The organism is Bradyrhizobium sp., from assembly GCF_027307225.1.
In the GTDB taxonomy this organism is placed as follows: Bacteria; Pseudomonadota; Alphaproteobacteria; order Rhizobiales; family Xanthobacteraceae; genus Bradyrhizobium.
On record NZ_DAHUXJ010000103.1, the window covers coordinates 55,150 to 73,441 of the forward strand.

Annotated in this window: 18 protein-coding genes; 13 read left to right on the plus strand and 5 right to left on the minus strand. The window is 58.0% G+C overall.

Annotated elements, in window-relative coordinates; genetic code table 11:
- The 12 genes from M6D32_RS18230 to M6D32_RS18285 are packed head-to-tail and all read left to right on the plus strand — an operon-like array spanning position 1 to position 10,402.
- Positions 1-645, plus strand: coding sequence for a hypothetical protein (locus tag M6D32_RS18230; protein WP_298258710.1), 645 nt, complete (start codon positions 1-3; stop codon positions 643-645).
- A gap of 13 nt (positions 646-658) precedes the next feature.
- The gene (locus M6D32_RS18235) at positions 659-1,651 is read left to right on the plus strand and encodes an NAD-dependent 4,6-dehydratase LegB (protein ID WP_298258712.1); all 993 of its coding nucleotides are present in this window, start codon (positions 659-661) and stop codon (positions 1,649-1,651) included.
- A 42-nt stretch (positions 1,652-1,693) separates the two neighbouring features.
- Complete coding sequence (locus M6D32_RS18240; RefSeq protein WP_298258714.1) at positions 1,694-2,413, plus strand: sugar phosphate nucleotidyltransferase; 720 nt, start codon at positions 1,694-1,696, stop codon at positions 2,411-2,413.
- Entirely contained in the window at positions 2,410-3,273 is an 864-nt protein-coding gene (locus tag M6D32_RS18245; protein ID WP_298258716.1) for an NAD(P)-dependent oxidoreductase, read from the plus strand. The genes M6D32_RS18240 and M6D32_RS18245 overlap by 4 nt, the downstream gene beginning before the upstream one ends.
- Positions 3,270-4,340: a radical SAM/SPASM domain-containing protein gene (locus M6D32_RS18250; protein ID WP_298258717.1), complete on the plus strand. Its 1,071-nt coding sequence runs from the start codon at positions 3,270-3,272 to the stop codon at positions 4,338-4,340. The genes M6D32_RS18245 and M6D32_RS18250 overlap by 4 nt, the downstream gene beginning before the upstream one ends.
- Before the next feature lie 10 nt (positions 4,341-4,350).
- Positions 4,351-5,367, plus strand: a complete 1,017-nt coding sequence (locus tag M6D32_RS18255) for an N-acetylneuraminate synthase family protein (protein WP_298258719.1) — start codon at positions 4,351-4,353, stop codon at positions 5,365-5,367.
- A complete protein-coding gene (locus tag M6D32_RS18260) occupies positions 5,349-6,038 on the plus strand; it encodes an acylneuraminate cytidylyltransferase (RefSeq protein ID WP_298258721.1) in 690 nt (229 codons plus the stop codon). Before M6D32_RS18255 ends, M6D32_RS18260 begins: the two co-directional genes overlap by 19 nt.
- Before the next feature lie 20 nt (positions 6,039-6,058).
- Positions 6,059-6,967 (plus strand): glycosyl transferase, encoded by a 909-nt coding sequence (locus tag M6D32_RS18265; RefSeq protein ID WP_298258723.1) that lies wholly within the window; start codon positions 6,059-6,061, stop codon positions 6,965-6,967.
- Complete coding sequence (locus tag M6D32_RS18270; protein WP_298258725.1) at positions 6,964-7,659, plus strand: WbqC family protein; 696 nt, start codon at positions 6,964-6,966, stop codon at positions 7,657-7,659. Before M6D32_RS18265 ends, M6D32_RS18270 begins: the two co-directional genes overlap by 4 nt.
- The gene (locus M6D32_RS18275; RefSeq protein WP_298258727.1) at positions 7,660-8,289 is read left to right on the plus strand and encodes a PIG-L family deacetylase; all 630 of its coding nucleotides are present in this window, start codon (positions 7,660-7,662) and stop codon (positions 8,287-8,289) included.
- A complete protein-coding gene (locus M6D32_RS18280; RefSeq protein ID WP_298258729.1) occupies positions 8,193-9,218 on the plus strand; it encodes a hypothetical protein in 1,026 nt (341 codons plus the stop codon). The genes M6D32_RS18275 and M6D32_RS18280 overlap by 97 nt, the downstream gene beginning before the upstream one ends.
- An 11-nt stretch (positions 9,219-9,229) precedes the next feature.
- Positions 9,230-10,402 carry an acyltransferase gene (locus M6D32_RS18285; RefSeq protein WP_298258731.1) on the plus strand — a complete coding sequence of 391 codons (1,173 nt, stop codon included), beginning with the start codon at positions 9,230-9,232 and terminating at the stop codon, positions 10,400-10,402.
- A 134-nt stretch (positions 10,403-10,536) separates the two neighbouring features.
- Here the strand turns inward: M6D32_RS18285 and M6D32_RS18290 are convergent, their stop codons facing one another.
- The 5 genes from M6D32_RS18290 to M6D32_RS18310 form a co-directional block, all read right to left on the minus strand.
- Entirely contained in the window at positions 10,537-11,460 is a 924-nt protein-coding gene (locus M6D32_RS18290) for an FkbM family methyltransferase (protein ID WP_298258733.1), read from the minus strand.
- 25 nt (positions 11,461-11,485) lie between these two features.
- Positions 11,486-11,617 carry a hypothetical protein gene (locus tag M6D32_RS18295; protein WP_298258735.1) on the minus strand — a complete coding sequence of 44 codons (132 nt, stop codon included), beginning with the start codon at positions 11,615-11,617 and terminating at the stop codon, positions 11,486-11,488.
- Positions 11,618-11,629: 12 nt separating this feature from the next.
- A complete protein-coding gene (locus tag M6D32_RS18300) occupies positions 11,630-11,878 on the minus strand; it encodes a hypothetical protein (protein WP_298258737.1) in 249 nt (82 codons plus the stop codon).
- 84 nt (positions 11,879-11,962) lie between these two features.
- Positions 11,963-15,331: a S8 family serine peptidase gene (locus M6D32_RS18305; RefSeq protein WP_298258739.1), complete on the minus strand. Its 3,369-nt coding sequence runs from the start codon at positions 15,329-15,331 to the stop codon at positions 11,963-11,965.
- Positions 15,332-15,550: 219 nt separating this feature from the next.
- Positions 15,551-15,784, minus strand: a complete 234-nt coding sequence (locus tag M6D32_RS18310; protein ID WP_298258742.1) for a hypothetical protein — start codon at positions 15,782-15,784, stop codon at positions 15,551-15,553.
- A 117-nt stretch (positions 15,785-15,901) separates the two neighbouring features.
- On the opposite strand from M6D32_RS18310, the gene M6D32_RS18315 reads away from it, so the two are divergent.
- Positions 15,902-17,992, plus strand: coding sequence for an acyltransferase family protein (locus M6D32_RS18315; RefSeq protein ID WP_298258744.1), 2,091 nt, complete (start codon positions 15,902-15,904; stop codon positions 17,990-17,992).
- Positions 17,993-18,292 lie beyond the last annotated feature (300 nt).

Sequence of the window (18,292 nt, forward strand, 5' to 3'; positions counted from 1 at the left end):
ATGACTATTCTGGGAGCGGTGGCAGAAACCTGGATACAGCGATGGCGTCATTTGCGATTGCGCTGGCTGTTTGGTGTGAAGGCGCCCCGTGACTGCAAGATCGGGCGACACGTGACGGTATCAGGCTGCCTGTCGCTGGGCAGCAAGGTGACCATTCGGGATGACGTCCAACTCAAGGGCGACATATCGATCGGCTCGAATTCATTGATCGAACGATATGTCGAAATGAGCGGCAATATCGCTCTTGGTGACAGCTGCGTCGTGGGCTCGTTCACAATTCTTTCGACGGCTCCCGCGGCCAGGCTGGAGGTCGGCGTCGATACCTACATCAACAGCTATACGGTTATCGGCGCAATGGCGGCGGTCAGCATTGGAAATCATTGCATCTTCGCCGCCTTTGTTTCCATAACCGATGCGACACATGGCATTGAGGATCTTTCGATCGCGACCAAACACTCCCCAATTGCTGCGAAGCCGGTGACCATCGGCGATAACGTCTGGCTCGGCAGCGGCGTCATTGTGATGATGGGTTCGCGCATCGGCAATGATGCGGTGGTGGGAGCAAGATCGCTCGTGCGGGAAGACTTGCCCGACCGGTCGATCAGCTTTGGGACGCCGGCCAAGGTTCATCGCATTCGAGAATGACGTTGGAGCTGAGATGACGATCGAGGGCAAGAAAGTACTCGTCACCGGGGCCGACGGCTTCATCGGGTCGCATTTGACCGAAATGCTGGTTGCGCGAGGGGCGCAGGTGCGCGCGCTCTGTTTGTACAACTCCTTCAATGATTGGGGCTGGCTGGAAAATCTGCCATGCCTGGACCGGATCGAGGTCCTGACAGGCGACGTTCGCGATCCTCACTTCGCAAGGGTCGCCGCGCAGAATTGCCATACCGTCTTTCACCTCGCCGCGCTAATCGCCATTCCATACTCATATGTCGCGCCGGACAGTTATGTGCAGACCAACATCATCGGCACGCTCAACCTCTTGCAAGCGGCTCGCGACAATCAGGTTGCACGGTTCATCCACACCTCGACCAGCGAAGTCTATGGCACGGCACGGCGGGTTCCGATTGACGAAACGCACCCACTGCAGGCCCAGTCCCCCTACAGCGCCACCAAAATCGGCGCGGATGCGCTTGCCTACAGCTTCTTCAACTCATTCGGCCTTCCGGTCACGATCGCCAGGCCGTTCAACACCTATGGGCCGCGCCAGTCAGCGCGCGCCGTCATTCCAACGATCATCAGCCAGATTGCGGCCGGAAAGAACACGATCCGGCTCGGCAGCCTGCACCCGACGCGCGACTTCAATTATGTCGAGGATAGCTGCCGCGGCTTCATCGAATTGGCCGAATGCGTGGCGGCCGTCGGCGAGACCGTGAACATCGGGTCAAACAGCGAGATTTCCATCGGAGACCTTGCCGGCTTGATCAAGGAGTTGATGGGGTCGCCGACAAGCATCGAGGCCGATGACGTTCGAAAACGCCCGGATGCCAGCGAAGTCGAACAGCTGGTGTGCGACAACAGCCGCATCCGTCAGCTCACGGGATACACGTCGCAGGTAGGCATCCGGGAGGGTCTATCGCGAACCATCGCCTGGTTCACCCGGCCGGAGAACCTCAGGCGCTACAAGGCCGGGATCTACAATCTCTGACCAGACCAATTGTGCTAACGTTTGAGCAGGTAAGTTCGATCGATGACTAAGCGGGCGATCATTCTCGCGGGCGGCAAGGGGACACGGCTTCGTCCCTATACAATCGCGCTGCCCAAACCTTTGGTGCCGGTCGGCGATACGCCGATCCTCGAGATCGTGATCCGGCAACTGGCGCGGCTCGGCTTCGGCCACGTCACCATGGCAGTGAACCACCAGGCCGAGATCATCAAGGCATTCTTCCAGGACGGCTCCAAATGGGGCATCCGCATTGACTACTCCCTGGAAGACAAGCCGCTAAGCACGATGGCGCCCTTGAAGCTCGTGCACGACCTTCCCGCGCACTTCCTGGTCATGAACGGCGACATTCTCACCGACCTCGATTATGCGGCGTTCCATGACGATCATGTCGCGCGCGACGGCACCTTCACGGTCTCTTCCTATCTGCGCGAGGAATTGATCGATTATGGTGTGCTGGATACTGACGCCACCGGCCGGCTCGTCGGCTTCCGCGAAAAACCAAGTCACGCCTATCAAGTGAGCATGGGCGTCTACATGGTCAGCCGACGGGTGCTCGATGATATTCCCGCAGGAATCCCCTTCGGCTTCGATCATCTGATGCATCGCCTGATCGGCTTGTCCAGGCTTCCCGACGTTCGTCTGCACAAGGGCTATTGGCTCGACATCGGCCGCCCGGATGACTACGCGCGAGCGGTGGAGGAATACGAACGGGACGGAGGACGCTTCATGGCAAAACAGCCGTGAGTACCTTTCTTGTCACAGGCGCAAAAGGCTTCATCGGTCGCGCGCTCGCTCGCCGGCTCGAATGCACCGGGGATTCGGTTATTGGCCTGAGCACGGCTGACGGTGATATTGCGGACCAGGCGACACTGAAGCCTTACCGAAGTTCGGAAATTCGGCACGTCTTCCATTTGGCCGGGCGAAGTTTCGTGCCTCAGAGCTGGAACGACCCGATCGAATTTCACCGCGTCAACACCATGGGCACGCTCAACGTCCTGGAGTTTTGCCGTGAGCGGCGCATCCCTCTGACATATGTCAGCGCCTATCTGTACGGCCAACCCATGCAGCAACCGATCCGGGAGGATCATCCCGTCGTTCCGAACAATCCGTACGGTCTCAGCAAGGTGCAGGCCGAAATGGCTTGCGAGTTTTACGCGAGGACGCACGGTCTGCACGTCAGCATCGTCCGGCCGTTCAACGTCTACGGCTTTGGGCAGGACGAAAACTTCCTGATCCCGACTATTCTCCGGCAGGTTCTTTCCGCCGGCGAGATCGAGGTGCAGGATCTGGCTCCGAAGCGCGACTATCTGTATATGGACGATCTGGTTGAGCTGCTTCTGGCTACTCCGAACGCCCCGTCGGGCTACAATGTGTATAATGGCGGAACAGGCACCTCGCTGAGCGTGGCCGAAGTGATCGCCTTGGCCCAGGCGGAAGCTGCAACGTCCAAACCCGTGCGGTGCGGACAATCCGTTCGTATCCATGAAATAGACGATACGCGCGCCGATATTGAAAAAGCTCGCAACGAGCTTGGATGGTCGCCAAAACATGAGTTCCGCGATGGAGTCAGGGCGATCATCGCAAGGATGAGAGAAGTGAAATGAAAGAGCGCCACGTTCCGATCAACAAGGGAAACTATTCGATGGACACGCCCGAGCGGGAGGCGTCGTTCAATGAATCCCTGGCGCACGGCTGGGCGGAAGGCTATGCAGAATACCGGGGCGATTGGGTGAAGCATGCCAGGAGCCAGACGGTTTCCGACTATCCGCTGCTCGTCGACCTTGAGCTCGCCTCGGTCTGTAATCTTCGTTGCCCGATGTGCTACACGATCTCGGCCGAATTTCGAAAGCACGTCAACGCGAAGATCATGGACTTCGGCATGTTCAAGCGCGTCATCGACGAGATCGGCGGCAAGGTCCCCGCCCTGCGCCTCTCATTGCGCGGCGAAGCAACCGTGCATCCACAATTCGTCGCGGCGATCCGTTACGCCAAGGATCACGGCATCAAGGAAGTCTCCACGTTGACCCATGGGGGTCGGCTGACGCTGGACTTCTTCAAGGAGATTCAGCAAGCCGGTATCGACTGGATCACCATTTCCGTTGACGGTCTCAAGGAGACCTATGAGCGCATTCGCAAGCCGCTGAAGTTCGACGATCTCCTGGCGAGGCTGAAGGCCATCAGGGACTACAAGGCGGAACGTTCATTGAGAAAGCCGGTGATCAAGGTTCAGGGGATATGGCCGGCAATTCAGGACCATCCGCAAGGCTATTACGACACCTTTGCCCCCCTTTCCGATCTGGTCGCTTTCAACCCCCTGATCGACTATCTGGGCAACGACACCGACATTGAGTATCTCAAGGACTTCACTTGCCCGCAGCAATACCAGCGGCTCGTGATCGGCGCGGATGGCCTGGTGATGAAGTGCTCGAACGACGAGGAAAACCGTGAAGTGATCGGGGACGCCCGGACCCAGACTGTGCACGAGATCTGGCACGGCGAAAAAATGAAGGCCGTCCGTGAAATGCACCTGCAGCCGCGCGGCTTCATGAACAGTCCGGTCTGTCGCCGTTGCTATCTGCCTCGCAAGACACAGGATGACCTCGGCCAGGTCGACGACCGCACTTTCATCGTGCGCAACTACACGCGCCGCAACCAGCTTATCGGCAAATAGGTCTGCGCTGATGTTCCGTAACTTCACCATCGATCGTTGCTACATCATCGCGGAAATTGGCGGCAATTTTACGCGCTTCGAAGAAGCACGAGAGATGATCGATGCGGCAGCCGCGACCGGTGCCGATGCCGTGAAACTTCAAACCTATCGTGCCGATACGATTGCCAGCCGTGCTGCTATTTTTGACATGGAAAATACCGGCGTCGTCTCACAACACGAATTATTCAAAAAGTACGAAATCGACGGCGATCTGCACAAGGCGGTCTTCGACTACGCCGATCGTCGCGGGCTCGATTGGTTCTCAACGCCGTCGCACGAATCCGACCTGGCCATGCTCGAGGCACTCGGCGTCGGCGCCCACAAGGTAGGTTCGGACGACGCCGTCAACATTCCTTTCCTGCGCAGCGTGGCGCGCACTCGCAAGCCGATGATTGTCTCGACGGGCATGTGCACCATGGAGGAGGTTCGCGAGTCCGTCGCCGCCATTCGCGCCGAGGGTGTCCGTGAGCTGATACTCCTGCACGCGGTCACGAGCTACCCGACCCATCCCGAGCACGTGAATCTCGGCGCGATGGCGGCGATGATGCGCGAGTTTCCCGATCTGGCGGTCGGCTATTCCGACCACACGATCGGCACCACTGCTTGCATTTGCGCCGCCGCAATGGGCGCGCGCGTCATCGAGAAGCATTTCACCTGCGATAAAAACGCGCCCGGACCGGATCATATGCTTTCAGCCGACCCGCATGAGATGAAGGCCATCGTCGACGCTATCCGCAGCTTCGAAGTAATGCGCGGCGACGGCGCAAAACACCCCGCTGCCAGTGAGGCGACGACCCGGATCAACAATCGCAAGAGCATCGTGATGGCACGAGCTGCCACCGCCGGCGAGCCACTGACTGCAAGTCACCTTGCAATCAAGCGCCCAGGTTACGGAATTGCTCCCAAGCATCTTGAAGACGTGATTGGCAGGCGCCCACGCCAGGCGCTTCAGGCAGACGACGTACTGACATGGGAAGCGCTGCAATAAAACTCGGCATCATCATTCAGGCCCGGATGGGATCGACCCGCCTCCCCGGCAAGGTGCTGCGCCCGATCAACGGCAGGCCTCTGCTGGGCCACGTCCTGGACCGTGCGGCATGCCTCAAGCGGCCGGCCACCACGGTAGTTGCGACAACCGTGAACCCACTCGACGATCTTATCGCCCGGTTCTGCACGGAGAGGCGCACCGAGGTTTTCCGAGGTAATGAGGCCAATGTGCTGGATCGCTACCACAAGTGCGCCACGGCTTACGGATTCGATCACATCGTGCGCCTGACCGCGGACAATCCGTTCGCGGACATCGGCGAACTGGATCGGCTGATTGAGCTTCACCTCGATCGAGAAGCGGACTTCAGTCACTCATTTTCCGTTCTTCCGATCGGGGTCGGCGCGGAAATCTTCCGCTTCGGCGCGCTGGAGGAATCGGCGCGATGTTCGACAGAGCCTCACCATTTCGAGCACGTTGACGAATACATGCTTGAGCACCCCGAGCGCTTCAAGACCGCGCAACTGGATGCCGTTGCCGCGAAGCGATTCCCGCAGGCGCGTCTCACCGTGGACGACGAAGTCGATTACCGGCGGGCATGCTTTATCGCGGAGCAAGCCGGCGGACGCGTAACAACGGAACAGGCTATCGCGCTATGTTCGCAATTTGCCTAGAGAGCTCGCACGAGCGGGGCATGGGCCACCTGTTCCGCATGCGTCATCTCGCGCGGGAGCTGCGCTCCCGCGACCTGCCGTTCGTATTTTTCGTCAACGACCACGCGCCTTCGCTTCAATTGCTGCAGCAGGATCAGCTGCCGTTTGAAACCGTCGATCTGAATCATGTTGAACAGTGGGCGCAGGCTGCGATCCGGCGAACACAAGCGCGGCTTTGGATCAACGATCGGCTCAACACCAGCCTGGCGCAGGCGCACGCCGTGAAGCAGACCGGCATCCCGCTCGCAACGTTCGACGATCGCGGCGACGGCGCATCGCTCGCCGATCTGCACATTGCCGCGCTGGCCTTTACGGCCGACCAGCCGCTTGGCGGCCGGCGCGTAGCCAGAGGCCACGAATACCTCATTCTTAATCCGGAGATCGCGCACTTTCGGCGGCAACGGGTGAAGGTCGAACGAATACTGGTCTCGATGGGCGGCACCGATACATACGGCGCGACCGTGAAAGTCGTCGCACTGCTGCGCCGGCGCGGGTTGGGAGCGACCGTGGTCATCGGTCCCGGCTTCGAGCATCGTGCCGCTCTCGATACCGAGTTACACGCACAATTTCAGCTGAAGGTCGCCGTGCCCTCGTTGATCGAAGAGATGAGCCGGCACGACATGGCGGTGGTCGGCGGCGGCATCACCGCCTTCGAGGCCGCTACGTCGGGGCTTCCAGCGATTGTGGTTGCGAACGAAGATTTTGAGATCCCGGTCGCCCGGTACCTTGCCAGCCTTGGCGTGGCACGCTATGCGGGCCACCATTCGGCTCTCAACGAAGCCGCTTTCGCTATTCCCGAGGACGTGGCCAACATGAGCATGGCGGGTCTGGACAAAGTACCGCTCAACGGAACCGAGAAAGTCTGCCAGCTTATCCAAGAACTCGCATGAGCCGCACCGCCGTCATCCATCAGCCGGACTTCCTCCCCTACCTCGGTTTCTTCGAGCGCCTGCTGCATGCAGACGTCTTCGTACTTCTGGACAGCGTCCAGTACGTGAATTCGAGCCGCGGCTGGACTCATCGGGACAAGATCAAGACGCCGAACGGCGCCAAGTGGATTTCCATCAGCGTTAACAGCGTTCCGCGAGATACACCGATCTGCGAAATCGAGCTTTCCGACCATGTCGATTGGCGGACAAATCACCTTAACCTTCTGCGCGAGAACTACCGCAAGTCGCCCCATTTTGCCGAAATCTTTCCCGAGATAGAACAGCTATACGCTTGCCGCTGCACCAAGCTGTCAGACTTCAACCGGGCCTCGATCGAGCTTCTGATGCGGCTCTTCGATATCAGGATCGAAACGGTCACCGCGACCAGCCTTTTCCCCGACGGGAAAAGTAACGAGCTGCTCGTCAACATTCTGAAAAAAATCGGTGCGGATCGCTATCTCTCCGGCTCCGGTGCGAAGGCCTATTTCCGTCCCGAGCCGTTTGCTGCAGCGGGAGTGGAGGTGTTGTGGCAGGATTTCCAGCATCCGGTATATACGCAGCTCCATGGGGACTTCGTCCCTTATTTGAGTTCGATTGATCTGCTATTGAATTGCGGCGCCGATCAATCGAGAAAGATCCTGAGGAATAAATAGATGAACGTGTTGGCAATAGGAGCGCATTTCGACGACGTCGAGTTGGGTTGTGGCGGCGCTTTGGCCAAGCATGTCGACAAGGGGGACGACGTCACGGTCTATGTCCCAACCGTCTCCGGATTTGCCGACCATCGCAACCAGGAGGTCCGGTCGAACAGTCTCGCGCAGGCCGAAGGCGAGGCCGCGATGAAAACTCTCGGGGTCAAGCGCCTGATTTGCGGAGCCTTCAAGACCCTTGAGATAGAATTCGTCGACGCTCTCAACATCGAGATACTCCGCATTATCGAAGATCAGAAGATTGAGCTCGTCTACACGCACTGGATCGGCGACGTCCACCACGACCACCAGGCGGTCGGGCGAGCCTCGCTACATAGTAGCCGGCACGTGCCGCGCCTTCTGATGTATCGCAGCAACTGGTATCACTCGCCGATAGAATTTCACGGCAACTACTACGTCGACATCACCGATACCTGGTCGAAGAAGCGCGAAGCGATCATGGCGCATGCCTCCGAGGTCAGCCGCACCGGGCACAAGTGGATATCGTTCTTCGAGAACGAGGCAGAGAATGCCGGTCAGCGCATTGGCTGCCGCTACGCCGAAGTATTCCAGGTTCTGAAGTGGCTCGACTAAGGGCCAACGGGATGAAATTTCTCGCAAGCGCGTTTCGTAACACGCTGCCGTTCTTCATCTACAAATACCTCTACATCATCTGGCCGGAGCAGAAACGCCAGCGCGAGGAAGAAGAGCGGACGAGGCCGGAACGCGAGCAAGCACTGGCCGAACACCACCGCATTCTGGCCCTCACCTGCCGCAATGCCGACTTGAAAGACAGACACCGCGGCGCGCGAATTTTCGTTCTTTGTAACGGCCCAAGCGTCAGAAACCAGAACATACGGCCGCTGAAGGATGAACTCGTCATCTCGGTATCCAGCGGATATCTTCATCCGGATTACGCCGAGATAGCTCCCGCATATCACTGCGTGCCGCAGGTCACCTACGGCTTGATGACCCGCAAGGATGTGGTCGCCTGGTTCCGTGAAATGCACGAGCGCCTCGGCAAGGCAACGTTGATCCTGAGCGAGACCGAAGAGCCTCTGGTGCGCGCGGAAGGCCTGTTTCCCGGGCGCGACGTCAGGTATGTCGACCTGGAAGCCCGCTTCGCGGACCTTCCTCCCGGAGCCATTCCGGACCTGACCACTGCCATCCCACGTATCCAGTCCGTCCCGATCCTGGCGCTGATGCTGGCGATGTATCTGGGCGGAGACCGGCTCTATTTGTTGGGCACCGACCACGATCATTTCCGCTCGGGTGAGTACAAGTATTTTTATGAGCCAACGGTGCTCCGGGGGAAGGATATATCGGTTGATGAAAGGGGAAAGCTGCGCGGCGGATGGTTCGCAGAACTCTCGGCATTGGTAACACTCTGGTCTCAATATCGGAGCATCAAGGAAATTGCGGCTCAGAACGACATCGAGATATTCAACGCAACGCAGGGAGGTGAACTCGACGAATTCCCCCGCGTCGAACTGGATTCACTGCTTTCGAACAGCAAGGAATGAAGTCATATCCCATGGCTGAGAGGTCGAACGACATAGCCGACCGGCGCGATTATTTCCTGATCATGCGCGGCATCGCCTGTCTAATGGTTTTTCTCAACCATGTGGTCGGCTTGCTGAGCAGCGGAATCGACACAAAAGGAGCCTGGTACGAACCTCTGATCGTTCCCATGGGCTTTCCGTGGGTCTGGCTGTTCCTCATTCTTTCGGGATTTCTTCTCACCAAACAGTTCGTCGATCGCAAATTCAGGCTTTGCCTGCCTGGAATCCTGAACTTCTACGAACGCCGGTCCCGGCGGCTGTTGCCGATGCTCTGGTTCTTGCCATTGCTGCTCGGTCTTCTCTATGCCCTGAACATCCGGTCACCGCTTCTGCCTGCCTTCTCGCCATTCAAGGAGTTACAGGTGGCGCTGGCTCTGCCTTGGGTGCCATACGTTGAAGGGGGAAATCCCGTAGCCTCGGTCAATAGTCCGGTTTGGAGCGCCGTGCTCGAAGTGCACTATTTCCTGCTCCTGCCGCTCATCCTCTGGTGCACGGCGATGTCTTGCCGGGCAATGCAAGTGCTGGTCGGGATCTGGCTTATCGGCATCGCCGGCCTGGCCATCCAGGTAGCGCTCCATGGATCCCCCACGATCTTTCCGATGATCTACCAGCAGCACCTTTATAATTGCGGATTTATGCTGGCCGGCTGCGCCCTTGCGCTGATGAAACTGCCGCCCTGCCCGTGCGGCTGGCGGTGGCCAATCCTGGCGGTCGCGATGCTGATCGTAGGCACCCAATACCTCGCAGCCTATGACCTCAATCTTGCCCTGGCGCTGTTGCCGATCGCCGCGTTACCGGTGTTTTCCTTCCTGGTCATGAAAGGCAATTCCGATTATCAATCGCCAATGCCGAATTCCATCCGCGCGCTTCATCTTGAGCGTGGACCGCTGCGCTGGTTCGAACTCGCCGGAGCGATGAGCTACTCGATATATCTTCTGCACAAGCCGCTTTCTTATATCGTGATCGCGCAGACTGGATTGGGCCGTTGGGTTACAGGGCTCCCGTCATTGGTTGCCGTGACAATTCTGACAGCCGCGGCGATCACCCCGATTATCCTTCTCAGCTTCGTTTATGTCGAAGTACGCTTCCGTCGCCCGCTGGACCGCGCGTCCCAAGCCCGGCAAAAGCGGCGCGCTGCCGGTTAGCTTGGCTAATGAGTTTGGCGCCTTACATCATTTAGGGGCGCTTCCCATTCTTGTCATTCCCTTTTCGGGAAGCGATCGCAAGGAGCAAGCGGAGCCGCTCATGTTAAGGCCGTCCCGTACTCTAAGGCTTCAATTTAACCGAAAAGGGGCGGGGCTTTGGTTCGCTCTATCTCGCTTTCCGATAGTTGATCAAAGGATGGCCCGTCTGCCATGACGAGAAGATCGAGATAAAAGCTGGTACGCGCTTCAGCGTATTGGCTGAGGGCAATCATTACTTCGCCATTGATTGGGTATCGACCGATCATGTTACCCAAATTATCGTACGAAAGAACGTTTGCGTATCCTAGCTCCAGAAGATCGGCCAGAAGTTGATAAGGGCTCGCACTTCCGTAAAAGCGAATATTGCGCGGAGCGAATTCGAAATAGATCGCCGGCCTGTTTCTCAAAATCGTCTGGCGCGCGCCCTTTATAACTTCGAGTTCAAAGCCGTCAGTATCTATCTTAATTAGATCGATTGCGCGGCCTGCGGCAATGTCGTCCAAGGTCGTAACCTTCGATTGATCGCCTTTCAATATCACCGCCGTTCCAGCGCCGGATGAGTTGACACTGACGTCCATCATTTTCGTCTCTGCGCCCGCAATCGTATGAACGACTTCTACGTTTAGACCATCAGTGTTTTCGCGAAGCAGATCGAAGAATTCTCTACAGGCTTCTACGCAAATGAAGTGAACATCATCTTTCTGGACCAGTGAAGCCGATAGCTTCGCGGTGTCGCCGATATTTGCGCCAACATCTATTACCGTTATCGGTCTGCCGAGGGTATTACGCATGTGCTTAACGATGTTAGGCATTGCCGTGTCATAGTGCGGATGTTGCGCCACATAAACGGGCAAGTTGTGCGATCGCGGAATGCGAAGGGATACGCCATGGACATTTGCCATGATGTTCGGATCGATCGGGCGGCTGTCGTCGGTTTCGTTCGGCTTGCCAAACCGGCGCATGGCATGCGCTGCGTTGTAGATAAAGGGCGGTGTCAGCGCCCGAATAAAAGACTTCAATGCGGCTTTCCTCGAAACTTCCATTCTAACCACGTTGTTGGCCGCAATGCGACGATTTATCGTTCTTCCCCATGATGACCGAGGTCGGCTGCGGGATCTCGTCGCCGGGTTTCTCCCAAACATGATGCTTCAGCGTGCCGTGAAAAAACATTAGCATGGCGGTCAGCGCTTATAAACCGAGAATACAGCGCCTTGCCGGAATGACTCCATCACCTCCATCGCCAGCCATGTCCGGTTCTTCACCTTTATCCAGCGCCTTGATTGCGTGCAGATAACCAAAATAGATGTAAGCGATTGACTTGAGTATGGGTTGAGCATAACGGCGGCGCTGCCGGTTAGCTCGGCCTTGAGTGTCGGGCTCTGTCTGAATCGTGAAGCCGCCGCGGTAGCCCGGTTCATGGGCTCCATCCAGTCCCATGCTCAAAAGAGACTGAACTCATCAACAAGAAGCCCGCAAGCACAACCGCGATGCGCGGTTGAGCTCACTCCTGAGGCTGATGTTCTATAAGATATGAAAGTCCGCGTGGTGCACGGCTAATTGAGCCGTGTTGACATTTTTGATGGTGATCGTGTCGTGCTGCGCGTCGGTGATCACGGCATTGCCGTTCACGTCGTCATGCGTCGCCGCGAGTAAGGCAGTGACATTCGCAAACATCGTATGATCGATTTCTATCGTGTCGGATCCGGGCACATAGTTGGCAATCGTAGCCTGGCCAAAATTCGGCGCAAAGACGAAGTTGTCCGGAACTGTTGCAGCGCCGGAAAGGGTCGCGGTTTCGGCTGCCATCGCTGAGGCTACCGGCTGGGAACCCGTTACGGACGGAGGATTCACCGCCACGCTTTTGATCGTGAAGCTGGAAACGTGCGACACAGCGGTAACGCCGATAGTACCGTCGCCATTGAGGTCCTGTTGGAAGCTTGGCTCCAGCGACTCCAAAGCGGTGCTGGTCGGCCCAACCGAGCCGATCGGGTTGTTGACAAAATGGCCGCTGCTGTCGGTATTCCAGACCGTGTAAAGATTGTCAGCCGCGTCCTTCCAGGCAACCTCGTAACCCGTCGATGTCGCTTCCGCGCCGATCAGCGTCCAGCCACTAAACTGACCAGCGACAACTGGCGAACCGTTATACGTCAGTTCAGGTCCGGTCCCGCCGCCAACCGGGTTCATGAAATAGTTGTTGCCGACTTCAACCAGACTGGTCGAACCGTGTGCTTCGATCACGGTCGTCGGAACGTTGAGCCCGATCACGCCGTCGCCGTTGAGGTCCTGATGGAAGCTCGTTTCCAGCGTTTCCAGGGCCGTGCTTGTCGGTGACACCGAGCCAATCGGGTTATTGAGAAAATTGCCGCTGCTGTCGGTATTCCAGACCGTGTAGAGATTGTCGGCCGCGTCCTTCCAGGCCACCTCGTAACCTGTTGACGTCGCTTCCGCGCCGATCAGTGTCCAGACGCCGAACTGGCCAGCAGCAACTGCAGCACCGTTGTACTTCAGCTCAGGTCCGGTCCCGCCGCCAACCGGGTTCATAAAATAATTGCTGCCCACTTCGACCAGGCTGGTCGAACCAAGCGACTCGATCACGGTCGTGGCAAGCCCGATCACGCCGTCGCCGTTCAGATCCTGGTGGAAGCTCGTTTCCAGCGTTTCCAGGGCGGTGCTTGTCGGTGACACCGAGCCGATCGGGTTGTTGAGAAAATTGCCGCTGCTATCGGTATTCCAGACCGTGTAAAGATTGTCGGCCGCGTCCTTCCAGGCAACCTCGTAACCTGTTGACGTGGCTTCCGCGCCAATCAGTGTCCAGCCGCTAAACTGGCCAGCGACAACCGCAGCACCGTTGTACTTCAGCTCGGGGCCTGTAACGCCACCGACGGTGACGAGGAAGTAGTCGTTGGCGATTTCCGTCAACGCCGTCGATCCATCGGTTTGGATGACGTCAGGTGGGTTCAGCGCGAACGCCGCAGCCACCGCCGGATTGACCTGGGCCAGACCTGCGCCGCTGACGGCCGGATTACTCATCGACAACGCCGTCTGCTCCATGATCCCCTCGACTTGAGCAGACGTGAGGCTGGGATCGGCCTCCAAAATGAGCGCTGCCACGCCAGCGAGGCTCGCCGACGCTGCCGACGTGCCAAAGAAATCGCCGAGGCCTCCAGAAAGCGTCGTCGCAATACCATCGACGCCAGAGACGGCGACCGGATTGAGCAAATCCGGCGAAGAAAGCGGTGTTCCGTTGTTGGCGAACAGCAGTTCTGTTCCGGCTCCCGAGGACGAGAAGCTCTCGCTTATCGGGGAGAAGCCGAAAGCCGGCGTGTCGGCGGCGTTGACCGCGCCGGCGGTGATCGCGCCCGGCGTCATGTGGTGGCCGAAAACGGTGCCTGCGTTTGCCCCGCTGATCGTTTCCGGCAGCCCGTCGCCGGCCAGGACTTCCTTGATCAGACCGGGATTCGGTCCAAAATTGTTGGCGATCACGATCTGGTAGGTGCCCGAGGCGGTGAATTCTCCGCCGGTGAACGGATTGTTCGCTTCGCCGGCGGTAACATTGGTTTCTTGCGCAACCAGGCTTCCATTGTGGAAGACGAACAAGTCGATATCGGGCGCATTGCCGGAACCGAAATTTGCCTGGCCGTAAGGCAAATTCCATTCGAGAATCAGCGGAACCGGATCGGATTTGCTCGCAGTAACCGTAATGGTCTGGGCGAGATTGCCGTTGAAGAGTTCGGCGTCATTGAAGAATACATTGTCGAAAAAACCCGACCCAGGCGTCCAGGCAGCCTGATAGGCATTGCTGGCGTCGTTGCCGGCCGACGTCACGAAGGTCACGCCCTCAGCTTCAACCGTCTGAACGGCCTGCGCAACGATGCCGTTCTGGAAGAATGGTTCGTCGAAATAGGTGACGTCGTCGCTGATGACCTTGCAGCCCGCGGCGGCGAGCGCGAGGATGCCGTTAGCGAAATCCTGCTCGCTGTTGTCGGCGGTATAGAAGGCAAGACTCGATCCCGGCGCGATATCGTGGATGATCTGCATCATCGCGCGGCCTTCGTCACTGCCGCCCTGGGAGATATCCGAAAGAACCTGGATGTTGGAGGCGGACGGCAACGCGCCGTCGGCCTCGTCCGCCGCTGCCCCGCCAAGATCGTTGAAGCTGTCGGACAGCACGCCAACCTTGATGCCTGAGCCGTTGGCGATCAGGCTGCTACTTTCATCGAGGGCCTCCTTTACCTGGGTTGCGGTCGCGGCAGCGGTACCGACATCGGCGTTGGTAACTGGCGCCCCGTTATCGAGGACAGCCAAACCGGCGCTAATCGCGCCGAGTGAAGTCGGAGTGACGCCGAGGTGAGAAACAGGAGACGCCGCGGCTGTTTCGGCGACAGCGAAACCGACGGCCGTTTCCGCGCCGTGCCCGAAGGAGATTGGCGTCAGGCTTGTCGCGTTGATCGACGCGATCGGCGTTGGTGCCGAAGCGGCCGGTCCAAACAGAGCCTCGGTCGCCGTGAAACCGCTGTCGACAAGCGGGGCGATATGGAGACCGATATTCGGGCCAGCGCCTGTTTCCTGAATCGGCGACCCGATGACATCGATGCTGCCGGATCCCGGGGTCATATCACGGAAGGACGTCTCGATGGGATCCGCCGCCTGATGTCCCTGATCGGTCGAAACGTCGAGCAAAGCAAACGAAGGCGCAGTGGACGAGCTTTCACTCCCATTCGTGGAGGCGTCGTTGGCTACCGCTGCCGGTGCATCTTGCACGACGGCCAGCGGCGTGTCCTGGGGATGCGTTTCGTCGCCGGAATCGGGCCTTAAGTCGAGCGAAGGGAGGAAATTTGTGCTGGAACCTGCGGAGATGTCCTGAGGGTCGAAGACGGAACGCAATTTCATCGTTTAGCCTTTGGTCCTCAACGAGATTTCAAGTTTTACGCAGCGCGATCGCCTTTTAGGGCCGCCACCGGGCGCCAAACTGGCTGCCGATGATTCCGACGGCTACAACCTTACTATGCTACGGCCCTCACCGGCAACTCAATCGCAGAGAATTCGTCAACGAGCAAGAGGCGGTACCCCTACCGCAACTCACCGATATCACGGGAATATTATTCCTGCTCACAGCCGCTGGCCATCCGGGTAGGTTCCACGCGCCGGCCCTGCCCTTCTGGTCCGGACCGATGGTTCGACGGCGTCGACCGAAGTCGCCAACGCCTTCTTTCTCGACAACACCAGCGGTACCGGCCCGGAGCTGAAGTTCGGCGGCTCCCCAGTTACCGCCGGCGAATTCGGCAACATCGAGCCGATCGGCGCCGTCCAGCTTTCAGGTGCCTGGCGCAGCCGGTTTGACATTGGCCGCCAAACCGGCTGCAAGTCAGAAAACAAAAAGCCCGCTTCGCTTTTCGGCCATCCAACAGCGGACATCAAACGTAGCTCTGGAAATTTGGCTTCCGTATACACGACGAGGAAATGACAAGCAGGGTTCGGCTTTCCGACATCACGGCAAATCCCATTCATCCGAAATATCGCGCCGACATTGACGGCCTGCGGGCGTTGGCAGTCCTTTCGGTGGTCGGCTTTCACGCCTTTCCCTCGCTCATAAGAAGCGGCTTCATTGGCGTTGATGTTTTCTTTGTGATTTCCGGCTTTCTGATCTCGACCATCATTTTCGAGAACCTCGAGCGCGATCGCTTCAGCTTTCTGGATTTCTACGCGCGCCGCATCCGGCGGATCTTTCCGGCGCTGATACCGGTGCTGCTTGCGTGCTATGCCCTCGGCTGGATTGCGCTGTTTGCCGACGAGTTCAACCAGCTCGGAAAGCATATCGCGGGCGGAGCCGGTTTCGTTTCAAACCTGGTTCTTCGCAACGAAAGCGGTTACTTCGATAACGCTGCAGGCACCAAACCGCTTCTTCACCTCTGGTCGCTGGGAATCGAAGAGCAGTTTTATCTGATCTGGCCGCTTCTGTTGGGGCTCGCCTGGCGATTGCGGCTCAATCTCGCGATCTGCCTGATTGCGGTCGCCGCAATTTCGTTCGGACTGAACGTTCACAAGGTGGGCCACGATGCCGTCTCGGCCTTCTACATGCCGCAAACCCGCTTCTGGGAACTCATGGTGGGCTCCTTTCTCGCCTACATGACGCTGCACCAGAAGCCCGAGGCATTCGCCAGGATCAAGGAACCACTGAGCCGCTTACTGCCGTCTGTCTCGATGCAACGAACGGCGACGACAGTTCGCGTCGGGGTACCGAACTGCCTCTCCGCATTCGGCATCATCCTGATCGCTGCCTCCGCCTCCGTGATCACAGGTGACAGGCAATTCCCCGGTTGGTGGGCTCTGATGCCCACGCTCGGCGCCGGCTTTGTGATTTCAGCGGGGCAAGACGCGTGGCTGAACCGCAGGATTCTCTCTTGCGGCGCGCTCGTTTGGTTGGGGCTGATCAGCTATCCGCTGTATCTCTGGCATTGGCCGCTGCTCTCGTTCGAACGCATCATTGAAGGCGAGGAACCCTCGCTCGAACTACGCATCGCGACGATTTTTGCCTCGATCGCGCTGGCGTGGCTCACCTACACCGTCCTGGAAAGGCCCATCCGATTTGGCGGCCACAGGAAAATCACGACGGCTGCCCTGTGTGCTGGAATGCTCGTAACCGGCAGCCTCGGCTACGGCAGCTTTCAGCAAAATGGCCTGCCATCTCGAACCGTCGTCAAGATCAACCTAAGCAAGCAATCGGGCATCGACGGTTTCGATCAGGGACAATCGGTCCCAGGCTGCGGAATTGAGAAAAGCGGCGACAGCAAATTGTTCGGAGCCTGCTTCCAGGATTCTCGCGAGCCGCTCAAATACGCGGTGATCGGAGACAGCAAGGCCGGGTCGATCTATCCCGGCCTGGTCAGAACCTCGAACGAAAATGGAAGGTGGCTGATCATCGGCGGGAACGGCCCGAGTGGCGCGCCCGTTCCCGTCATTTCCGACCGGCCGATTTTCGCCAGCTATCAGAGGCTGGCCAATATTGCCATCAAGACGGTCTCTGAAAATCCAGCCATCGAGACGGTGGCCCTGGTGACGGCGGTGCGATCGCTGTTCCGGCTCGCCAATGACTATTCGATCGAAGACCTTCCGAACAATGCAAATTACCCGGCCGCGCTCCAGGGCCTGACCAACGCCACCAATCTTCTGATCAAGGCCGGAAAGAAGATCGTCATCGTTGTCGACAATCCGACATTTCCCGATCCGAGGGATTGCGTGGGCCGAAAGACGACGTCAGACCTCCTGAACTCGGTCCTCGTCAAGCGGGTGAGCTGGCGATGTCGCCTTGAGGTCAGCCGGCACCTCGAACTATCAAAGCCGTATCTCGACCTGCTCGAGCAGGTGCGTCAGACCAATCCAGGAAAAATCACGATATTCGATACGCTGAAATATTTCTGCGATCTGGAGAAGGGTCTCTGCCTGCCCTTTCGAAATGACCGATTGCTATACAGCTACTCTCACCACATGTCCGACTATGCGGCGGGGATGATTGGCAAGGATCTGAATAGCCTCTTGTCGTCGCGCAACTAGTGCGGCGAATTTGAAGTTCCTGTCAGTTTGGCCGTAACGTCGTCATAGGAACTTCAAATTCTAAACCGCACTAGAATCATATAATTGGCTAGTGCTCCTTTGATTCCGAAGTTCGTAAACGTGGGGCCGCAATATGATACGAACTTCGGAATCGGAGCACTAGTGCCCACTTTCCGAAGTTCGTGCTCCATCGCAGCGCCCACCTTCACGAACTTCGGAAAGTCATGGGCTACTCACAAATTTATTGATTCTAGTACCGCTTTATCGATCTGAAGTCCCTGATCGAATTCGCCGCTTGTG

Bases quoted from the DNA above. Each gene is read 5' to 3' on its own strand.
- M6D32_RS18230 (WP_298258710.1), top strand. From the start codon at position 1: ATGACTATTCTGGGAGCGGTGGCAGAAACCTGGATACAGCGATGGCGT.
- M6D32_RS18235 (WP_298258712.1), top strand. From the start codon at position 659: ATGACGATCGAGGGCAAGAAAGTACTCGTCACCGGGGCCGACGGCTTC.
- M6D32_RS18240 (WP_298258714.1), top strand. From the start codon at position 1,694: ATGACTAAGCGGGCGATCATTCTCGCGGGCGGCAAGGGGACACGGCTT.
- M6D32_RS18250 (WP_298258717.1), top strand. From the start codon at position 3,270: ATGAAAGAGCGCCACGTTCCGATCAACAAGGGAAACTATTCGATGGAC.
- M6D32_RS18255 (WP_298258719.1), top strand. From the start codon at position 4,351: ATGTTCCGTAACTTCACCATCGATCGTTGCTACATCATCGCGGAAATT.
- M6D32_RS18260 (WP_298258721.1), top strand. From the start codon at position 5,349: ATGGGAAGCGCTGCAATAAAACTCGGCATCATCATTCAGGCCCGGATG.
- M6D32_RS18265 (WP_298258723.1), top strand. From the start codon at position 6,059: ATGGGCCACCTGTTCCGCATGCGTCATCTCGCGCGGGAGCTGCGCTCC.
- M6D32_RS18270 (WP_298258725.1), top strand. From the start codon at position 6,964: ATGAGCCGCACCGCCGTCATCCATCAGCCGGACTTCCTCCCCTACCTC.
- M6D32_RS18275 (WP_298258727.1), top strand. From the start codon at position 7,660: ATGAACGTGTTGGCAATAGGAGCGCATTTCGACGACGTCGAGTTGGGT.
- M6D32_RS18285 (WP_298258731.1), top strand. From the start codon at position 9,230: ATGGCTGAGAGGTCGAACGACATAGCCGACCGGCGCGATTATTTCCTG.
- M6D32_RS18295 (WP_298258735.1), bottom strand. From the start codon at position 11,617: ATGCTAATGTTTTTTCACGGCACGCTGAAGCATCATGTTTGGGAGAAA.
- M6D32_RS18300 (WP_298258737.1), bottom strand. From the start codon at position 11,878: ATGGGACTGGATGGAGCCCATGAACCGGGCTACCGCGGCGGCTTCACG.
- M6D32_RS18305 (WP_298258739.1), bottom strand. From the start codon at position 15,331: ATGAAATTGCGTTCCGTCTTCGACCCTCAGGACATCTCCGCAGGTTCC.
- M6D32_RS18310 (WP_298258742.1), bottom strand. From the start codon at position 15,784: ATGTCAAACCGGCTGCGCCAGGCACCTGAAAGCTGGACGGCGCCGATC.
- M6D32_RS18315 (WP_298258744.1), top strand. From the start codon at position 15,902: ATGACAAGCAGGGTTCGGCTTTCCGACATCACGGCAAATCCCATTCAT.